Origin of the sequence: Kitasatospora sp. NBC_01266 (genome assembly GCF_036242395.1) — a bacterium.
Lineage (GTDB): Bacteria > Actinomycetota > Actinomycetes > Streptomycetales > Streptomycetaceae > Kitasatospora.
Genome location: NZ_CP108458.1, coordinates 6,537,515 through 6,552,787, shown reverse-complemented (window position 1 = coordinate 6,552,787; position 15,273 = coordinate 6,537,515). Strand labels below are relative to the sequence as shown.

At 71.5% G+C, this 15,273-nt stretch carries 14 protein-coding genes and 1 pseudogene; 5 read left to right on the top strand and 10 right to left on the bottom strand.

Annotated elements, in window-relative coordinates; translation table 11 throughout:
* The first annotated feature begins 16 nt into the window (after positions 1-16).
* Complete coding sequence (locus OG403_RS28290) at positions 17-1,375, top strand: ABC transporter ATP-binding protein (RefSeq protein WP_329569182.1); 1,359 nt, start codon at positions 17-19, stop codon at positions 1,373-1,375.
* Positions 1,376-1,423: 48 nt separating this feature from the next.
* Here OG403_RS28290 and OG403_RS28285 read toward each other — a convergent pair whose 3' ends face one another.
* Complete coding sequence (locus tag OG403_RS28285) at positions 1,424-2,881, bottom strand: FAD-dependent monooxygenase (protein ID WP_329569180.1); 1,458 nt, start codon at positions 2,879-2,881, stop codon at positions 1,424-1,426.
* 104 nt (positions 2,882-2,985) lie between these two features.
* On the opposite strand from OG403_RS28285, the gene OG403_RS28280 reads away from it, so the two are divergent.
* Positions 2,986-3,645 carry a TetR/AcrR family transcriptional regulator C-terminal domain-containing protein gene (locus tag OG403_RS28280; protein ID WP_442911002.1) on the top strand — a complete coding sequence of 220 codons (660 nt, stop codon included), beginning with the start codon at positions 2,986-2,988 and terminating at the stop codon, positions 3,643-3,645.
* Between the two features lie 156 nt (positions 3,646-3,801).
* Here OG403_RS28280 and OG403_RS28275 read toward each other — a convergent pair.
* The 4 genes and pseudogenes from OG403_RS28275 to OG403_RS28255 form a co-directional block, all read right to left on the bottom strand.
* Positions 3,802-4,557: pseudogene (locus OG403_RS28275) on the bottom strand (DUF6879 family protein).
* 56 nt (positions 4,558-4,613) lie between these two features.
* A complete protein-coding gene (locus OG403_RS28265) occupies positions 4,614-4,883 on the bottom strand; it encodes a DUF397 domain-containing protein (protein WP_329569174.1) in 270 nt (89 codons plus the stop codon).
* A complete protein-coding gene (locus OG403_RS28260; RefSeq protein ID WP_329569173.1) occupies positions 4,829-5,032 on the bottom strand; it encodes a DUF397 domain-containing protein in 204 nt (67 codons plus the stop codon). The genes OG403_RS28265 and OG403_RS28260 overlap by 55 nt, the downstream gene beginning before the upstream one ends.
* Positions 5,022-5,903: a helix-turn-helix domain-containing protein gene (locus OG403_RS28255; protein ID WP_329569171.1), complete on the bottom strand. Its 882-nt coding sequence runs from the start codon at positions 5,901-5,903 to the stop codon at positions 5,022-5,024. Before OG403_RS28255 ends, OG403_RS28260 begins: the two co-directional genes overlap by 11 nt.
* 271 nt (positions 5,904-6,174) lie before the next feature.
* Here OG403_RS28255 and OG403_RS28250 point away from each other — a divergent pair, with 271 nt between their 5' ends.
* Entirely contained in the window at positions 6,175-6,606 is a 432-nt protein-coding gene (locus tag OG403_RS28250; protein ID WP_329569169.1) for an ATP-binding protein, read from the top strand.
* 2 nt (positions 6,607-6,608) lie between these two features.
* On the top strand, positions 6,609-6,923 hold the full coding sequence (locus OG403_RS28245; RefSeq protein WP_329569167.1) for a hypothetical protein: 315 nt from the start codon (positions 6,609-6,611) through the stop codon (positions 6,921-6,923).
* An 84-nt stretch (positions 6,924-7,007) separates the two neighbouring features.
* On the opposite strand, the gene efeB is transcribed toward OG403_RS28245, so the two are convergent.
* The 5 genes from efeB to OG403_RS28220 all read right to left on the bottom strand — a co-directional run bounded on the left by efeB (position 7,008) and on the right by OG403_RS28220 (position 13,613).
* Positions 7,008-8,381, bottom strand: coding sequence for an iron uptake transporter deferrochelatase/peroxidase subunit (gene efeB, locus OG403_RS28240; RefSeq protein ID WP_329569165.1), 1,374 nt, complete (start codon positions 8,379-8,381; stop codon positions 7,008-7,010).
* The gene (locus OG403_RS28235) at positions 8,378-9,592 is read right to left on the bottom strand and encodes a hypothetical protein (protein WP_329569163.1); all 1,215 of its coding nucleotides are present in this window, start codon (positions 9,590-9,592) and stop codon (positions 8,378-8,380) included. Before OG403_RS28235 ends, efeB begins: the two co-directional genes overlap by 4 nt.
* A gap of 183 nt (positions 9,593-9,775) precedes the next feature.
* Positions 9,776-10,894, bottom strand: a complete 1,119-nt coding sequence (locus OG403_RS28230; RefSeq protein WP_329569161.1) for an ABC transporter ATP-binding protein — start codon at positions 10,892-10,894, stop codon at positions 9,776-9,778.
* Positions 10,891-12,546 (bottom strand): ABC transporter permease, encoded by a 1,656-nt coding sequence (locus OG403_RS28225; protein WP_329569159.1) that lies wholly within the window; start codon positions 12,544-12,546, stop codon positions 10,891-10,893. The genes OG403_RS28230 and OG403_RS28225 overlap by 4 nt, the downstream gene beginning before the upstream one ends.
* A gap of 14 nt (positions 12,547-12,560) precedes the next feature.
* The gene (locus OG403_RS28220; protein WP_329569157.1) at positions 12,561-13,613 is read right to left on the bottom strand and encodes an extracellular solute-binding protein; all 1,053 of its coding nucleotides are present in this window, start codon (positions 13,611-13,613) and stop codon (positions 12,561-12,563) included.
* A gap of 384 nt (positions 13,614-13,997) precedes the next feature.
* Between OG403_RS28220 and OG403_RS28215 the strand changes: the two genes are divergently transcribed.
* Positions 13,998-15,188, top strand: coding sequence for an FAD-dependent oxidoreductase (locus OG403_RS28215; protein ID WP_329569156.1), 1,191 nt, complete (start codon positions 13,998-14,000; stop codon positions 15,186-15,188).
* The last annotated feature ends 85 nt before the right edge of the window (positions 15,189-15,273 follow it).

Below are 15,273 nucleotides of genomic sequence, written 5' to 3'. Positions count from 1 at the left end.
CCCGAGGCAGGAGTCCATGACCGCCCCCACGAACCACCGCGACGCCGGCAGCGCCATCATCACCGTCACGGACGTCACCAAGACCTTCACCAGCCCCGACGGCAACGCGCTGCCGGTGCTCGACGCGGTGAGCTTCACCCTGCACGAGGGTGAGATCGTCGCGCTGCTCGGCAAGTCCGGCTCCGGCAAGTCCACCCTGCTGCGCTGCGCCGCCGGGCTGATAGCCCCCTCCGGCGGCAGCGTCAGCTACCGGGGCGCCGTACTGAACAGCGCCAACCCCGGTGTCTCGATGGTCTTCCAGAGCTTCGCGCTGCTGCCCTGGCTGACCGTCCAGCAGAACGTGGAACTCGGGCTGCAGGCCCAGGGCGTCGGCGAGGCGGAGCGGCGGGAGCGGGCGCTGAAGGCGATCGACCTGATCGGCCTGGACGGCTTCGAGGGCGCCTACCCCAAGGAGCTCTCCGGCGGCATGCGCCAGCGGGTCGGCTTCGCCCGCGCGCTGGTGGTCGAGCCGGACGCGCTCTTCATGGACGAGCCGTTCTCCGCACTGGACGTGCTCACCGCCGAGAACCTGCGCAACGAGCTGGTCGGGCTCTGGGAGGGCAAGGAAGCCCCGGTCAAGTCCGTGCTGATCGTCACCCACAACATCGAGGAGGCGGTGCTGCTGGCCGACCGGATCCTGGTGCTCTCCTCCAACCCCGGCCGGATCAAGGCCGAACTCGCGGTGGACCTGCCCCGGCCCCGCGACCGGCGCGACCCGGTCTTCGAGGACCTGGTCGACACCGTCTACGGCATCCTGACGGACCGCGAGCAGGCCGCCGCCGACGCCCGCGGCGCGGGCACCGACCACACGGTCGCCCGGCAGGCCGCCGCCACCACGCCCACCAGCACGCCGCTGCCCAAGGTCAGCCCCGGCGGACTCTCCGGCCTGCTGGAGATCCTGGCCGCGCGCGGCGGCGAGGACGGCATGGCCGAACTCGCCGACGAGCTCAACTTCGAGGTCGACGACCTGCTGCCGCTGGTGGACGCCGCCGTGCTGCTCGACCTCGCCCGCACCGAGGGACCGCGCCTCGCGCTCACCCCGGCGGGCCGGGAGTTCGCCGCCGCCGACATCCTCACCAGCAAGCAGCTCTTCGCCCGGCACGCCGTCGCCCACGCCCCGCTGGTGCGCGCCATCGTCCAGGCGCTGACCACGGCCGGCGACCACGTGCTGCGCGAGGGGCTGTTCCTGGACCTGCTGCACCGCGGCTTCTCCGACGAGGACGCCCGCCGCCAGCTCGACACCGCCATCGACTGGGGCCGGTACGGCGAACTCTTCGCGTACGACAAGGCGGAGGGCCGGCTGGTCCTGGAACCCCAGCCGATCGGGGTGCGGTAGCGGGGCCGCCCGCCGCGCCCGGTCAGACAGGCTGGGCAGCCGGGCTGGTCAGACGCGCTGGCGGACGCCGGTGACGAGACCGAGATAGCTCGCCAGGTCGGCCGCGTCCCGGGTCGCCAGCCCGAGGTAGCCGTCGGGACGGATCAGGAAGAGACCCGGGCCGAACCCCGCCAGCTCGTCCAACTCCCGCACCAGGAGCTCCGGGTCATCGAGTTCCGGGGCCGGTATGCCGACCGCGAGCAGGGTGGCGTGCGGGCCGCGCAGCAGGTCGAACAGGCGCGCCGAGCCGGCGTACCCGAGGTCCGGCACCCGCTGCCCCGCGCGCAACGCCTCCGCCGGCAGGTCGGTGCGCCGCTCCACGCTCAGCGTGCTGTCCGGGTAGCCGACGCCCAACTGCGAGGTCTGCTTGCCGCGTTGCACCGGCCCTGAGCCGCCGACGAAGGTGCCCTGGTGCAGCTTGGTGCTCAGTCCGAGGACGCCGGCGGCCACCGGGCGCCGCTCGTCCTGGTAGCTGTCCAGCAGGGCGTCAGGGGCGCCGTGCCGCAGCACCCGGCCGAGCTTCCAGCCGAGGTTGTAGGCGTCCTGCACGCTGGTGTTCAGCCCCTGGCCACCGGCCGGCGAGTGGACGTGCGCGGCGTCCCCGGCGAGGAAGACCCGGCCCTCCCGGTAGCGCTCGGCCAGCGCGGCCCGGGGGCGGAAGTCGGAGGCCCAGAGCACCTCACGCACCGCCTCGGCGCCGAGCGCGGTCCGCTCGCCGACCAGCTCGCGGATGGCGTCGAACGAGGTGTCCGGCTCCCCCGTCTCGTACTGGGCGAAGAGTTGGAAGGTCTCGGTGCCCGCCAGCGGGCAGAGCAGCAGCAGCCCGCCGGGCGCCTCGGGCCAGCTGTGCCAGTTGTCCCGGCCGAGGCCCTCGATCCGCACGTCGGCGACCAGCGAGGGCCGGGGGTCGACCGTCTCGCCCTCCATCGCGATGCCGAGCGCCCGGCGTACCGTGCTGCGCCCACCGTCGGCGGCGACCAGGTAGCGGGCGCGAACCGTCCTGGTGGCGCCGTCGGCCGCCGCGAGCTCGGCGGTCACCGCGTCGGCGTCCTGGGTGAAGCCGGCCAGGCGGGTGCCGAAGGCGACCGAGCCGCCGAGCTCCAGCAGCCGGGCGTGGAGGATCTGCTGGGTCCGCCACTGCGGGATCATCACCGGATTCGGGTACGGGACGCCGGGCTCGGCCGGGGCCGGCTCGATCAGCTCCCACTCGCGCACCCGCTTCTCACCCTGCCAGGCCAGCATCTTCGGGTAGGGCCCGCCGGCGGCCCGGACCGCCGCGATCACCCCGAGGTCGTCGAAGACCTCCTGGGTGCGCGGCTGCAGCCCCTTGCCGCGCGAGCCGGGGAAGAGCGCGTCCTGCTGCTCGACCACCAGCGCGGACACGCCGCGCCTGGCCAGGTCGCAGGCGAGGGTGAGCCCGGTGCCGCCGGCACCCACCACCAGGACGTCGATCAGTGCGTGGTCCATAGCCACTCCTTAACGTTGTTAAGTGCCCTCCTTCAGCAGTGTGGGTTTAACGCTGTTAAGTTGTCAAGAGCGCTCTCCCCTGAGCGACTGAGAGGATGGGAGGCGTGGCAAGCAAAATCGACCCCGACCAGGTCACCGACACCGCACTGCGGCTGCTCAACGAGACCGGCCTCGACGGCCTGACCCTGCGGCGGATCGCCAAGGAACTCGACGTCCAGGCACCGGCCCTGTACTGGCACTTCGCCAACAAGCAGGCGCTGCTGGACGCGATGGCCACCGAGATGTACCGGCGGATGGCCGTCGAGCCGCTCCCCGGACCCGACGCCCCCTGGCAGGACTGGATCACCAGCGCCGCCCGGCGGCTGCGCCACGCGCTGCTCGGCTACCGGGACGGCGCGAAGGTCTTCAGCGGCACCCACTTCACCGGCAACGACCACGCCACCTTGATGGAGCGCCACCTCGGCGCCCTGATCGGCGCGGGCTTCACCCTGAAGGAAGCCGTGCTGGCCTCGTCCACCACCTACGCCTTCACCGTCGGCGTCGTCATCGAGGAGCAGTCCGTCCACCCGCTGCCCGGACACCAGGAGCCGCCCTTCGACCTGGCAGAACGGGCCCAGCGGATCGGCCTGGACCACCCACTCTCGGTCGCCGCAGGGGAGACGCTCTTCGCCGATTTCGAGGAGCAGTTCGAACGCGGGCTGGCGATCATGGTGGCCGGCATCGCGGCGACCGTCCCGGGACTGGCACCGACCGGCCGCGCCTGAGTCCGGCCTGGCTGAGCGAGGAGTTCGACCCGCAGGCGCCGTTCGGTGCGGCGGGGCGGGCGGTGGCGGCAGCCGTGTCCCGGGTACTGGCGCCGCGCTGACCCCGGCCCCTCGCCGGTCGATCGGAGTCGCTGACCGTCGCCTGAAAGTCCGTGCTCACACGGCGGAAGGTACCTGAGGCAGGAAGTCGACGTACGGCGTCGCGTGGTGCCAGGCAGCGTCCCGGACCTGGCAAGCCCGCAGAACCTCCAGCGGGTCCGTCACCAACTCCATGCCGACCGTGCGCTCTCCCTCGAAGTGGAACCGAGCGACCGTACGGGAGTCGAACAACCAGAAGTCGGAGAGCCCGGCCAGCCCCGCCCCATCGGCGTCGGAACGCCACATGCACCGGATGTCCTCACCGGCCGCCACGTTGGTCCGGGCACAGGCCAGCAGGTACCGCTGACCCTCGGTCGGCGGGTTGTCCACCAGCCGCACCCGCTCGAACCGCTTGCCCTTGCCCACCATGCGCCGGACGTTGTCGAACCACGGGTGCCCGACCTCCCCAGCGGTGTCACCGGTCCGCAGGAACTCGTCGTACGAGGGCATCTGCTTGTCCGACAGGTAGCCGATCCGGGTCTCCAACCGCCAAGCAGTGTGCTCGAAGCCGTCGTTGATGAACTCAGTGATCTTCTGCTGCGGCACGAACTCCGGAACGGATGACGACTCCTTCGGCGCAAATCTCACCATCAGCTCGCGCGGGACGACAACGAAACCCTCATCGTCCTTCACCTACTTGAGCTGCGCCACGTCGTCAGGGTCCGTCACGAGGGCGCCCTGAACGAGTACCTCGCCCGTGTCCAAGTCCTCATAGAGCGTCGGGCAGTCACCCACACCGGAGGTGCTGCCGATCACCCGCAAGCGTCGTGCCATGTCGTACTCCCCTCGGTCGGTTCGATCCCCAAGCATGGTGGCGCGTCGGGAATCTGTCAGGAGATCAGGGAACAACGCGTCAGCATGGGGCCGTACGGATCCTTGCTGTCCCGCACCGGCACGGCGGCAAGGCTCCCGACACCTGCCTCTACGCAGACTTGCTGCCCTTTGCTGTAGCTGGACTTGGACCACACCGTTGTCGTCACGTCAACCCTGTCCCAACCCCTAGGGGCTGTCGGGCGCGCGGGCCGCCGAACGATCACGGGCGAAGTCAGAGGCGGGTGAACAGCTCGCCGGACCGCACGTCGGCGACGAACAGGCGCCATGCCTCAGCCCCGAAGATCAAGGCGGGCCCGCTGGGATCCTTGCTGTCCCGCACCGGCACGGCGCCAGCGACGCCATCGGCCACCTCGATGCAGTTGCCGCCTTCACTGCCACTGAAGCTGCTTTTGCGCCACCTCAGATCAGCCGCCATTTCCGTACCCCTCTACTGCTAGCTCTTCCATCCAGGAGACAGACTCCTCCGGAGTCATGGCGGAGTTTATCAGCCGTTCAAAAACAAGCTCATGGCGCCTGATGTCCGACTCCTTCTCGATGTACAGGCTGCTCGTCAGCGCCTCGATATAGACGATGTCGCCAGGAACATCCGAGAACGAGAGAATGCTGAACGGCATACTCATGGAAGGGTGCGCGCCAGCTCCCGACGGAAGGACCTGGATGGTGATATCAGGCCGCCGGGAAACCGTGACAAGATTCCTAACCTGAGCGCGCATGACCTCCGCTCCGCCCACCGGGCGCCGCAGGACGGCCTCACTGAGGACTGCCTGGATCACCGGCGGGTCAGTGCGTTGAAAGACCTCTTGCCGCTGCATACGCAGGTCCAGCCTTCGCTCAATTTCCTTCAGGCGGCGCTCGGGGTCATTCTCAGGGTGCGCCGGCGGCGAGACCTCAAGAATGGCGCGGGCATAATCCCGCGTTTGGAGAAGGCCGGGGACAAGCTCTGGTTCATAGGTCCGGATGAGCGATGCGTCACCCTCCAGGCCCACATAGGTCTGAAACCACTCGGGGAGCGTGTTCCCGTAATCGTGCCACCATCCCCGCTGAGTGCTCTGCCGCGCCAATGAAACGAACTGGCGCAAGTCGCTCTCATCAGCGACGCCGTACAGCTTCAGCAGGGCGCGGACGTCCACTTCCTTGAGGGTGATGCTGCCTGACTCGATCCTCGAGACCTTCGCCGGGCTGAAACCCAAGGCATTGGCGGCATCCTTCGCCTGGAGTCCCGACCTCTCGCGCAGCCGACGCAGCTCGGAGCCGAGCCTACGTCGAAGCACGGTGGGACTGTCCATGCCGGTCGCTCCTTGCTGGTTGACGTCGGGTCACAGTCTGCCACCTCCTTCCGTGATCACAAGGCTCTTGCGAGCCCGTGCAATTTCACGAGGTCGCACTTGCATGAAATCGCTCCACGAGAGCATGCTACGGGGAGTGGAGCACTCCACGACAGACCGTGATCATGACGGCTCGTCACCGGGCATCCCTTTGCCCCCAGTCCGGCCGTCCCGGGGCGCCCAGTCTCGCGCCCGCTTCAGTCAACAGCCGTGCCGCACAAGGGGCTTCGCCATGTCTGAAACGACCGACAACCCGCCGCCGCTGCCCAACACCCAGGACCACCTCTGGCTGCCGAAGAGCCAGCGGTCCCCCGCCCGCGCCAGAAGGCTGCTGCGCGACTTCCTGCCGCGCGTCGAGCGCGGCGAACTCTTCTTCGAGAAGGGGGAGTTGCTCGTCAGCGAGCTGGTGACCAACGCGCTGATCCACGGCACCCGCTCCGGCAGGCTGATCCGGGTGGGGCTGGAAGCCGACGCGGACCTGCTGTGGATCTCGGTGGACGACTCCTCCGACGCCCCGCCCGTGCTGCGGAACACGACTGACGGACTGTCGGGGCGCGGCCTGCTGCTGGTCGACAAGCTCTCCGAGAAGTGGGGCTGGGGCCCGCGCGACGGCATCGGCAAGCGCGTGTGGTGCTGCTGCACGCCCAGCCCGGCGGTGGCGTAGCCGTGGCGCACCAGCAACCCACGCGTCCTGTGGTGGTGGAGATCGCGGGGATCACGCCCCCGGCGCGGTTCGCGCGCCTGTCGGACGCGTTGGCCGCACTCTGGGACTCGGCGAGGCTGCTGCCCCTGGACGGCGACCGGGAGTTGGTCACCTGCTGGCTGACCGACCCGCACGCCGAGGAGCGGACCCTGGAGCTGCTGACGCTCCAGGGCGCCAGGAGCCTGACGCTCCAACTGCCGGACGGGCCGCACGTGTTGAGCATCCGCTGGTCCGAGCCCGAGGTGACCGCGAAGACCGCTGACCATGGGCCTGGCTGACCTTTGCCCCTGGCGATGCGCGGTTGAAGGAGCCCCGCCGGCCTGCCAGTTCAGGCAGGCCGACGGGGCTCAACGAGTAGCCGGTCAGGCGAAGAGCTGCTCGCCGATCCAGTGCCCCGGGCCCGCCGCCGCCGGTGGTACCGCGACCAGGATGCTGCCGGTGTGGGTGGTGAACTGGTTCATCGCGTCGGACAGGGCCAGTCGCTCGAAGATCCGCACGAACGCGGTCCGGGGGTCGTTCTGGTAGCAGCAGAACAGCAGTCCCGCGTCGTACTCCAGGGCCTGCTTCCACGGGGGCCAGCGCTCGACGAACGGGCTCACGCCGTTGTTGTAGCTGTACGAGCGGCGCAGCATCTGGGCCCCGCCGTTCATCGCGGGCGAGGAGAGCCTGATGTGCGAGTTCAGCGGGATGGTGGCCGTGCCGTCGCTGTTGCGGGCGGTGAAGTCCATCGGGTCGGCCTCGCGGGTGCCGCCCAGCGGGGCGCCGGACACCTTGTGGCGGCCGATCACGGCCTCCTGGGTGTTCAGCGACATGGTGTCCCAGTGCTCAAGACTGATCCGGATCAGCCGGGCCACCAGGTAGGTGCCGCCGACCATCCAGGACGGCCCGTCGCTGCCCGCCCAGACGTACTGGTTCATCTGGGTGGCCGAGCTGGTGGGCGGGTTGGCGGTGCCGTCCTTGAAGCCCATCAGGTTGCGGACGGTGCCCTTGGTCTTGGCCGCCTGGTTGAAGCCGGCCTGGACCCAGCGGATCTGGGCCACCCCGGCGGCGGCGCGGGCCAGTTGGCGGACCGCGTGGAAGGCGATCTGCGGGTCCGAGGCGCAGGCCTGGATGGTGAGGTCGCCGCCGGTGGTCGCCGCGTTCAGCTGGTCCCCGTGGAAGACCGGGAGGTTCACCAGGGCGGCCGGGCGGCGGGCGGCCAAGCCGTAGCGGTCGGTGCCGTCCTTGGTGAACAGGGTGGCGCCGAAGCCGAAGGTGAGGGTCAGCTGGGCGGGGCCGAGGTCCAGGCTCTCGCCGGTGTCCACCGGCGGGGCGGTGGGGCGCTGCGCGGTGCTCACCGCCGGGTTGCCCGCGGTGAGTTCGGCGGCCTGCTGGGTCCAGGTGCGCAGCAGGTCCTCGACGTCGGAGCGCTTCTCGGTGAGGAGGTCGAAGGCCGCGAAGTAGGTCTGCTCCTGTGGGGTGTTGGTCACGCCCTGCTGGTGGGTGCCCCAGAACGGCATGGTGCCGCTCTCGTTCTGGCTGCCGCTGCTGCCGCCGCTCTCCACGGCCACGGCGACGCCGGCCCCCAGCGCGGCGGCCGCGCCGGTGCCGAGGCCGACGGCGGCCAGGAAGCCGCGCCGGCCCAGCGCGCTGCGCGAGCGTCCGGCGTCGGTGGCCGTCTCGGTCGCCGCACCATCGGCCGATTCGGGCTCGGCCGGTTCGGGCTCGGCCGGTTCGGTGGGCTGCTGGTCCGTCACTTCATGACCCCCAGGGCGTTGTTGTCGTCCATCGCGAAGTAGACACCGGTGTGGTCGGCGGTCAGCGCGAGGCCGAACAGGTCGCCGCTGCCGGCCGGGGTCTGCGCCTGGTCCTGGTCGAGCCAGGCGTTGGCGACCTGCTTGCCCGCCGGGGTGACCTCGACGAGCTGGCCGTTGAGGCCGTTGGTGACCAGCAGGTCGCCGTTGGGGGCCAGGGTCATCGCCAGCGGGCCGTCGAGCCGGCCGCCCGTGGTGAGGGTGGTGCCGGTGCCCGCGCTGTCGGTGCGGGTGGCGGCCTGCGGGATGGCCGCGATCCGGTTGCCCAGCCGGTCGGCGACGTAGAGGGTGCCGTCCGCCCCCAGCGCCACCCCGGTCGGGCCGTCGACGAAGGTGTTGGGGTCGGCCTGCTCGGGGAAGCCGCTGCCGATGACCGTCTCGGAGGCCACCGTGGGTGCCGCGTTCGCGGGTTCGGTCAGCTGGACGCGCACCACCGTGCCGGCCTGCTGGACCGGCTGGCCGACCGCCTGGATGCCGTGCAGCGTGTTGGTGACGTAGAGGGTGGCGCTGCTGCCCTGGTCGGTGGCGGTCAGGTCCCACGGGCCGTCGAGCTGTCCGCCCTGGATGGTGGAGGCCACCTGGCCCTGCGGGTCGAGCACCAGCAGGCAGCCGGCGCCCTGGGTGGCGGTGGTGCCGTCGGTGCTGGGCGCGCTGCCCACGATCACGTAGCCGGAGCTGAGCTGGGTCATCGCGGTGGACAGCCCGATGCCGCCGGGGCAGCCCGGCTGGTTCGCCGGGATCTGGGCGAAGGTGGTCAGCTGACCCTGCGGGTCGATCTGCACGATCGTGGTGCCGGTGCCCTGGAAGTTGGCCTTGCTGTTGAAGTTGTCCACCAGGACGTTGCCCTTGGTGATCTTCCCGGCGGTGGTCGAGGCCACCAGCACCGCGTACGGGTTGACGTCGAGGTTCTCCGGGATGGTCGAGGCGAGGGTGCTGGTGGTGTGCAGACCGGCGAGGAAGCCCGACTGGGGCTGGTCGGTGGCGGACTGCGCGCTGTCGGAGGGCGCCGGAGCGGGGGCCGAGGCGGCGGCGGAGGCGGCCGATCCGGCGGAGGACGAGGAGGAGCACCCGGCGAGAGCCACCGCGAACAGCACGGCGCCCAGGGCCTGGACCCGTGCGGCTCGGGTTCGGTTGGCGGGTCTGGTGGGTCGCATGAGTCGGTCCTTTCGGTGCCGCACACAGGCGCGGTCAACGGACGGTGGGGACACGGTGGTGACACGGTGGATACCGATTGGATAGGCAAGCCTTGCCTGACCTTGCCCGGAATCGGGCAGGGGGTACCGCTCCCCTGGCGACTCGTCGCCAGGGGTTGTGAAGGACGAAAGCGGCGGCGCGGGTTAGGTGGTAGCGGCAGCCGGAGCCGGCCAGGCGGTGACCGGTCCCCGGGCCCGCAGGCCGACCCGGCTTCCGGTCGGCCAGGCCGCGCCGTCGCTCAACCGCGCGGTGATCTCCAACCGCTCCCCCGCCGGGTCCCGGTCGGGCCCGTCGAGCGTGCAGCGGAGCACGGTGTCGTGACCGTGGTAGCGGCAGTCGGCGACCACGGCGGCCAAGTCCAGGTCCAGGTCGTCGTTGTGCTCCCCGGCGAGCGGACGGACCTCGACCTGCTCGGGGCGGAGCAGCACCAGGGCCGGCCCGCTGCCGGACCCCTCGGGCGCGGCGTGCAGCGGCAGGCTGCCGAGCACCGTGCGCACCGTGGCCGGGCCGCTGCCGCCCTCCGGTTCGAAGGTGCCGGGCAGCAGGTTGGCCTCGCCGACGAAGGAGGCCAGTTGCGGATCCGCCGGCCGCCGGTAGAGCTCGTGCGGGGTCGCGCACTGGGCGATCCGCCCGTCGCGCACCACCGCCACCAGATCGGCCATCGACAGGGCCTCGTCCTGGTCGTGCGTCACCAGGATCGCGGTGGCCCCGAACTCCCGCAGGATCGTCTGCACGTCGGCCCGGATGCTGGCCCGCAGGCCGGCGTCCAGCGCCGAGAACGGCTCGTCCAGCAGCACCAGTTGCGGGCGGACGGCGAGTGCGCGGGCGAGCGCGACGCGCTGCTGCTGGCCGCCGGAGAGCTGGTGCGGGTAGCGCCCGTCCAGGCCGGTCAGGCCGACCCGCTCCAGCAGTTCGCCGACCGCGGCGGTGTGCCGCCGGGCGCGGCCGGGCAGTCCGAAGGCGACGTTGCCGGCCACCGTGAGGTGCGGGAAGAGGCCGCCGTCCTGCGGCACGTAGCCGATCTTCCGTCGCTCGGGCGGCAGTTGGCGCCGCCCGTCGTCCACCACCTGGCCGCCCAGGCTGACCGTGCCCGCATCCGCCCGCTCGAACCCGGCGACCACCCGCAGCAGGGTGGTCTTGCCGCTGCCCGACGGGCCGAGCACGGCGGCCAGCGCACCGGCCGGCACCTCCAGGTCGACACCGTGCAGCACGGGCTGGCGGCCGTAGGACTTGGCGACCCCGCTCAGCGTGAGACTGGTCATGCGGATTGCTCCTGTCGGGCTCTGACCCGGTCGAACCAGCGGCCGAGGACGTAGCTGGGCACGGCGGCGATCGCCACCATCAGCGCCGCGTAGGGGGCCGCGGCGCCGTAGGAGAGGTCGGACTCGTACTCCCAGAACCGGGTGGCCAGGGTGTGCGCGCCGGTCGGGATCAGGATCAGGGTCGCGGTCAGTTCTGTGACCACGGAGAGGAAGACCAGGCAGAAGCCGGCCGCCAGCCCCGGCGCGACCAGCGGCAGGGTCACCCGCAGCGCCACCGACCAGCGCGGCCGCCCGAGCGAACGGCCGATCTCCTCCAGCCCGACGGGCGCGGACGCCACCGAGGCGCGCACCGCGACCAGGGCCAGCGGGAAGAACATCACCGCGTAGCCGATCACCAGCAACTGCGGGCTCTGGTACAGCGAGAAGGCGTAGCGGATCCCGAAGAACACCAGTCCCAGCGCGATCGCCAGCCCCGGCAGGCCCTGGACCAGGTAGGTGCTGCGCTCCAGCAGCACCGTGAACCGGCTGCGGTGCCGCACCGAGAGCAGGCCGACCGGCAGCGCCAGCGCCGTGGTCAACGCGGCGGCACTGACCGCGTACAGCGCGGTCTGTCCGGCCGCGCCGAGCAGCGAGGCGGGCGGCAGGGTGGTCGAGCCGCCGACCACGCACCAGTAGGCGAGGGTGCCCACCGGCAGCAGCAGGGCGGCCGAACTCAGCGCGGTCAGCGCCAGGCTGATCGCCAGACCGCCCAGCACCCCGGGGCGGGCCCGGCGCGGGGCGCGCACCGCCACCTGCCGGGCCACCCGCCCGCCGCCGCCCGCCGCGTACTCGGCGAGCAGCACGGCCAGGCTGAGCACCACGAGGATCAGCGACAGCGCGCAGGCCGCGGGACCGTCGAAGCTCTCCAGGTACTCGGTGAAGATCTCGGTGGTGAAGGTCTGGAAGCGCAGGATCTCGAACGCCCCGTACTCGGCGAGCAGCGCGAGGGCGACCAGCAGGCAGCCGCCCAGCAGGGCCGGGCGGATCTGCCGCAGGGTCACCTGGGCGAACGCCCGCAGCGGGCCGCGGCCCAGGCTGCGCGCCTGCTCCTCCAGCGCGGCGTCACCGGCGCGCAGCGCGGCGGCCACCGGCAGGTACACCAGCGGGTAGAGGGAGAGCGACATCACGGTCACGGCCCCGGTCAGCCCGTGGGCGAACGGCACCCAGGAGGACCAGGCGTAGCCGACCACGAAGTCCGGCAGCGCGACCGGCAGCACCAGCAGCACCGCCCAGAGCCGTCGTCCGGGCAGCGCCACCCGCTCCACGCAGTACGCGGCACCGGTGCCCAGCACCGCGCAGCAGAGGGTGACGATCACGGTCAGCTCGACGGTGTTGCGCAGCAGCACCCAGGTGAGGTGCCGGAACATCAGTCCGGCGATGCTGGACCAGCCGGCCTGGTTCGCCTGGATCAGCAGGAAGCAGAGCGGCACGAGCAGCAGCGCGGCCACCGCGACCGACAGGCCGGTGAGCAGCCAGGGCAGGCGCCGGCCGCGCCGGGCGGCCCGTGGCCGCGGCAACCCGGCGGGCGGCTGCGGCAATCCGGTGGGCGGGCGTGGCACCCCGGCGGGCCCGGGGCCCGCCGAAGTCGCGACGGTGTCGATGGAGTTCGCCATGGGAGGCCGCCGCCCTAGAGGAGCTGGGCCTGCTGGAGCAGGGTGATCGCCTGCGAGCCGTCGCCGAGGTCCGCGACGCTGAGGTCGGTCGGCTTCAGCTGGTCGAAGGGGGTCTCGGGCTGCGCGGTGGTCACCCCGGAGCCGATCGGGTACTCGAAGCTGTCGCTGGTGGCGATGATCTTCTGGGCCTCGGCCGAGCCGAGGAAGGCGATGAACTTCTGGGCCTCGGCCTGGTGCTTGCTGGAGGCGAGGATCCCGGCACCGGAGACGTCCAGCACGTAGCCGGGGTCCTTCGGCGCGAAGGAGGCGATCGCGGAGTTCACCGCGCCCTTGTTCTCGGCCTTCAGCCGGTACCAGTAGTACTGGTTGATGATGCCGATCGCGGCCTTGCCGCTGTCCACCATCGAGGTGAGGGTCTCGTTGTCCGGGTACAGGTTCGAACCGGCGTTGTTCTTCACCGCGTTGAGCCAGGTCTTGGTGGCGGCGACGCCCTGCGACTTGACCATCGAGGTGACGATCGGCTGGAAGTCGGTCTCGCCCTGCGCGAGGCCCAGCTTGCCCTTCCACTGCGGGTCGGCCAGCTGGGCCAGCGTGGTGGGCAGCTGGGCGGGGGTCAGCATCTTGGTGTTGTAGATCAGCACGCTGACCCGGGCGGAGACGCCGAGCCAGTCGCCCTGCGGCGAGTCGTACTGCGCGGGGACCTGCGCCAGCGCGGACTTGTCCACCGGCACCAGCAGGTTCTTGTTCTGCAGCTGCATCAGCGCCGGGGAGTTCTCGGTGTAGAAGAGGTCGGCGGGCGCGTGCGAGCCCTCCGCCTCGATCTGGTTGGCGAGCACGTCCTCGTCGTCGCTGCGGACGTTGACCTTGATCCCGGTGTCCTTGGTGAAGGCCGCCACCAGCGCGTCGGTGGTCTGCTCGTGCTGCCCGTTGTAGAGGGTCAGCGCCTGCGTGCCGGAGGCGGAGCCGGACGCTCCCCCGGAGCCGGAGCTGGAACAACCCGCCAGCGCGGCGGCGGCCAGGGCCGCCACCGCGAGCAGGCCGACCGGTCTCATGGCGATACGTCGCATGGATATGCCTTTCCGGAACAGGCACGACGACAGCCGGGCATGCCTGAGCTACGACACAGGGGGGAGGGACGCCAGCCCCGGACCGGGGAGGCGTTAGCTAAGGTATACCTAAGTTCTGAGAGCGGGAACCGGCCCCCCGCCTCCGAGACCCTTCTCTCAGGCTTCTCCGGGCGGGTATCCAGGAGGCTCACAGGAAACCCTCACGAACCCGCCGCCGCGTGGCGTGCTACGGTGTGCCCGCTTCATCGGAATGCGCGAAAAACTCGCTCCTGAATGGTGTTTCGGAGCGGCACCGACCACGGTGTTCGTCCCCGCTGCGGGGAGCCAGTGCCTTCCTTCGTGTCTCATCGACGAAGGCAGAGGACTGTGCACCAGCAACCCCGTGTGATCATCATCGGCGCCGGCCTGGGCGGCCTCGCGCTGGCCCAAGGACTGCACCGGCAGGGCTTCTCAGTCCAGGTCCACGAATGTGACGCCCATCCCGGCGCGCGTCCGCAGGGCTACCGGATCCAGCTCGACGAACCCGGCCGCACCGGCCTACGGCGCTGCCTGCCCGCGCCGCTGTTCGACCTGGTCCTGGCCACCGCCGGCGCCCCGCCCGCCCGGGTGCTGGTCCGCGACCCGCAGCTCAATGCGCTCGCGGACCGGGCCGCCGCCGCGCAGGGTGCCACCGGCGACGCGCAGGGGCCGCTGGCCGTCAACCGGCCGACGCTGCGTCAGATCCTGCTGGCCGGGCTCGCGGGCCGGGTGCGCTTCGGCTCCCGCCTGCTGGACCACCGCCGCGAGGCCGACGGCACCGTCACCGCCCGGTTCGCCGACGGCAGCACCGCCACCGCCGACCTGCTGGTGGGCGCCGACGGCGTGGGCTCGGCCGTACGGCGGCAGTTGCTGCCGCACGCCGAGGTCGAGGACGCCGGACTGCGCCTGATCTACGGCCGGATCCCGCTGACCGCCGCCACCCGCGCCGCGATCCCCGCCTGGGCGCTGGAGGCCGTCTTCACCGTGGTCACCGGCGGCCCCGGCCGCCCCCATCTGGGCCTGGGGCCGGTGGAGTTGGCACAACGCCCCGAGCTGGCGGGGCAAGCCCTGGTCCCGCCGGTCGAGTTGGCACCGGCGGACGACTACCTCGCCTGCCTGGTCGGGGCTCCGGCCGGCCATCCCGCCGTGCCCGACTTCGCCGAGCTGCGCCGCCTGGCCCCGGCCGCGCTACGGGAGTTGGCCGTGGGTCTGCTCGACCCCGACGACTGGCACCCGCAGGTGCACCAGCTGCTGCGGCTGTGGGACACCGACTCGCTGTTCCCGCTGCGGATCTCCACCGCCGCCCCGGTGCCGGGTTGGGAGCCGGGCCCGGTCACCCTGATCGGCGACGCCGTGCACGCGATGAGCCCGGTGCTGGCCATGGGCGCCAACACCGCCCTGCGCGACGCGGGGGAACTCCTGCTCGCGCTCACCCGGGCCGCCGGCGCGCCGCTGGTCGAGGCGGTGCGCGACTACGAGCGCCGGATGACCGGCTACGCCTTCCCGCTGGTCGCCGCCTCCCGGGCGACCGGGCAGCGCCGCGTCGGCCAGAGCTAGCGCGGACACCCGATCAGCGGGAGGCGCTCGGTGGGGCGCCTCCCGCTGATCGACGGCGCGGGCGATCGCCTCCATACTCCTCGGT

Bases quoted from the DNA above. Each gene is read 5' to 3' on its own strand.
- OG403_RS28220 (WP_329569157.1), bottom strand. From the start codon at position 13,613: ATGCGACGTATCGCCATGAGACCGGTCGGCCTGCTCGCGGTGGCGGCC.
- OG403_RS28250 (WP_329569169.1), top strand. From the start codon at position 6,175: ATGTCTGAAACGACCGACAACCCGCCGCCGCTGCCCAACACCCAGGAC.
- OG403_RS28225 (WP_329569159.1), bottom strand. From the start codon at position 12,546: ATGGCGAACTCCATCGACACCGTCGCGACTTCGGCGGGCCCCGGGCCC.
- OG403_RS28265 (WP_329569174.1), bottom strand. From the start codon at position 4,883: ATGGCGCCTGTTCGTCGCCGACGTGCGGTCCGGCGAGCTGTTCACCCG.
- OG403_RS28230 (WP_329569161.1), bottom strand. From the start codon at position 10,894: ATGACCAGTCTCACGCTGAGCGGGGTCGCCAAGTCCTACGGCCGCCAG.
- OG403_RS28235 (WP_329569163.1), bottom strand. From the start codon at position 9,592: ATGCGACCCACCAGACCCGCCAACCGAACCCGAGCCGCACGGGTCCAG.
- OG403_RS28260 (WP_329569173.1), bottom strand. From the start codon at position 5,032: ATGGCGGCTGATCTGAGGTGGCGCAAAAGCAGCTTCAGTGGCAGTGAA.
- OG403_RS28285 (WP_329569180.1), bottom strand. From the start codon at position 2,881: ATGGACCACGCACTGATCGACGTCCTGGTGGTGGGTGCCGGCGGCACC.
- OG403_RS28255 (WP_329569171.1), bottom strand. From the start codon at position 5,903: ATGGACAGTCCCACCGTGCTTCGACGTAGGCTCGGCTCCGAGCTGCGT.
- OG403_RS28290 (WP_329569182.1), top strand. From the start codon at position 17: ATGACCGCCCCCACGAACCACCGCGACGCCGGCAGCGCCATCATCACC.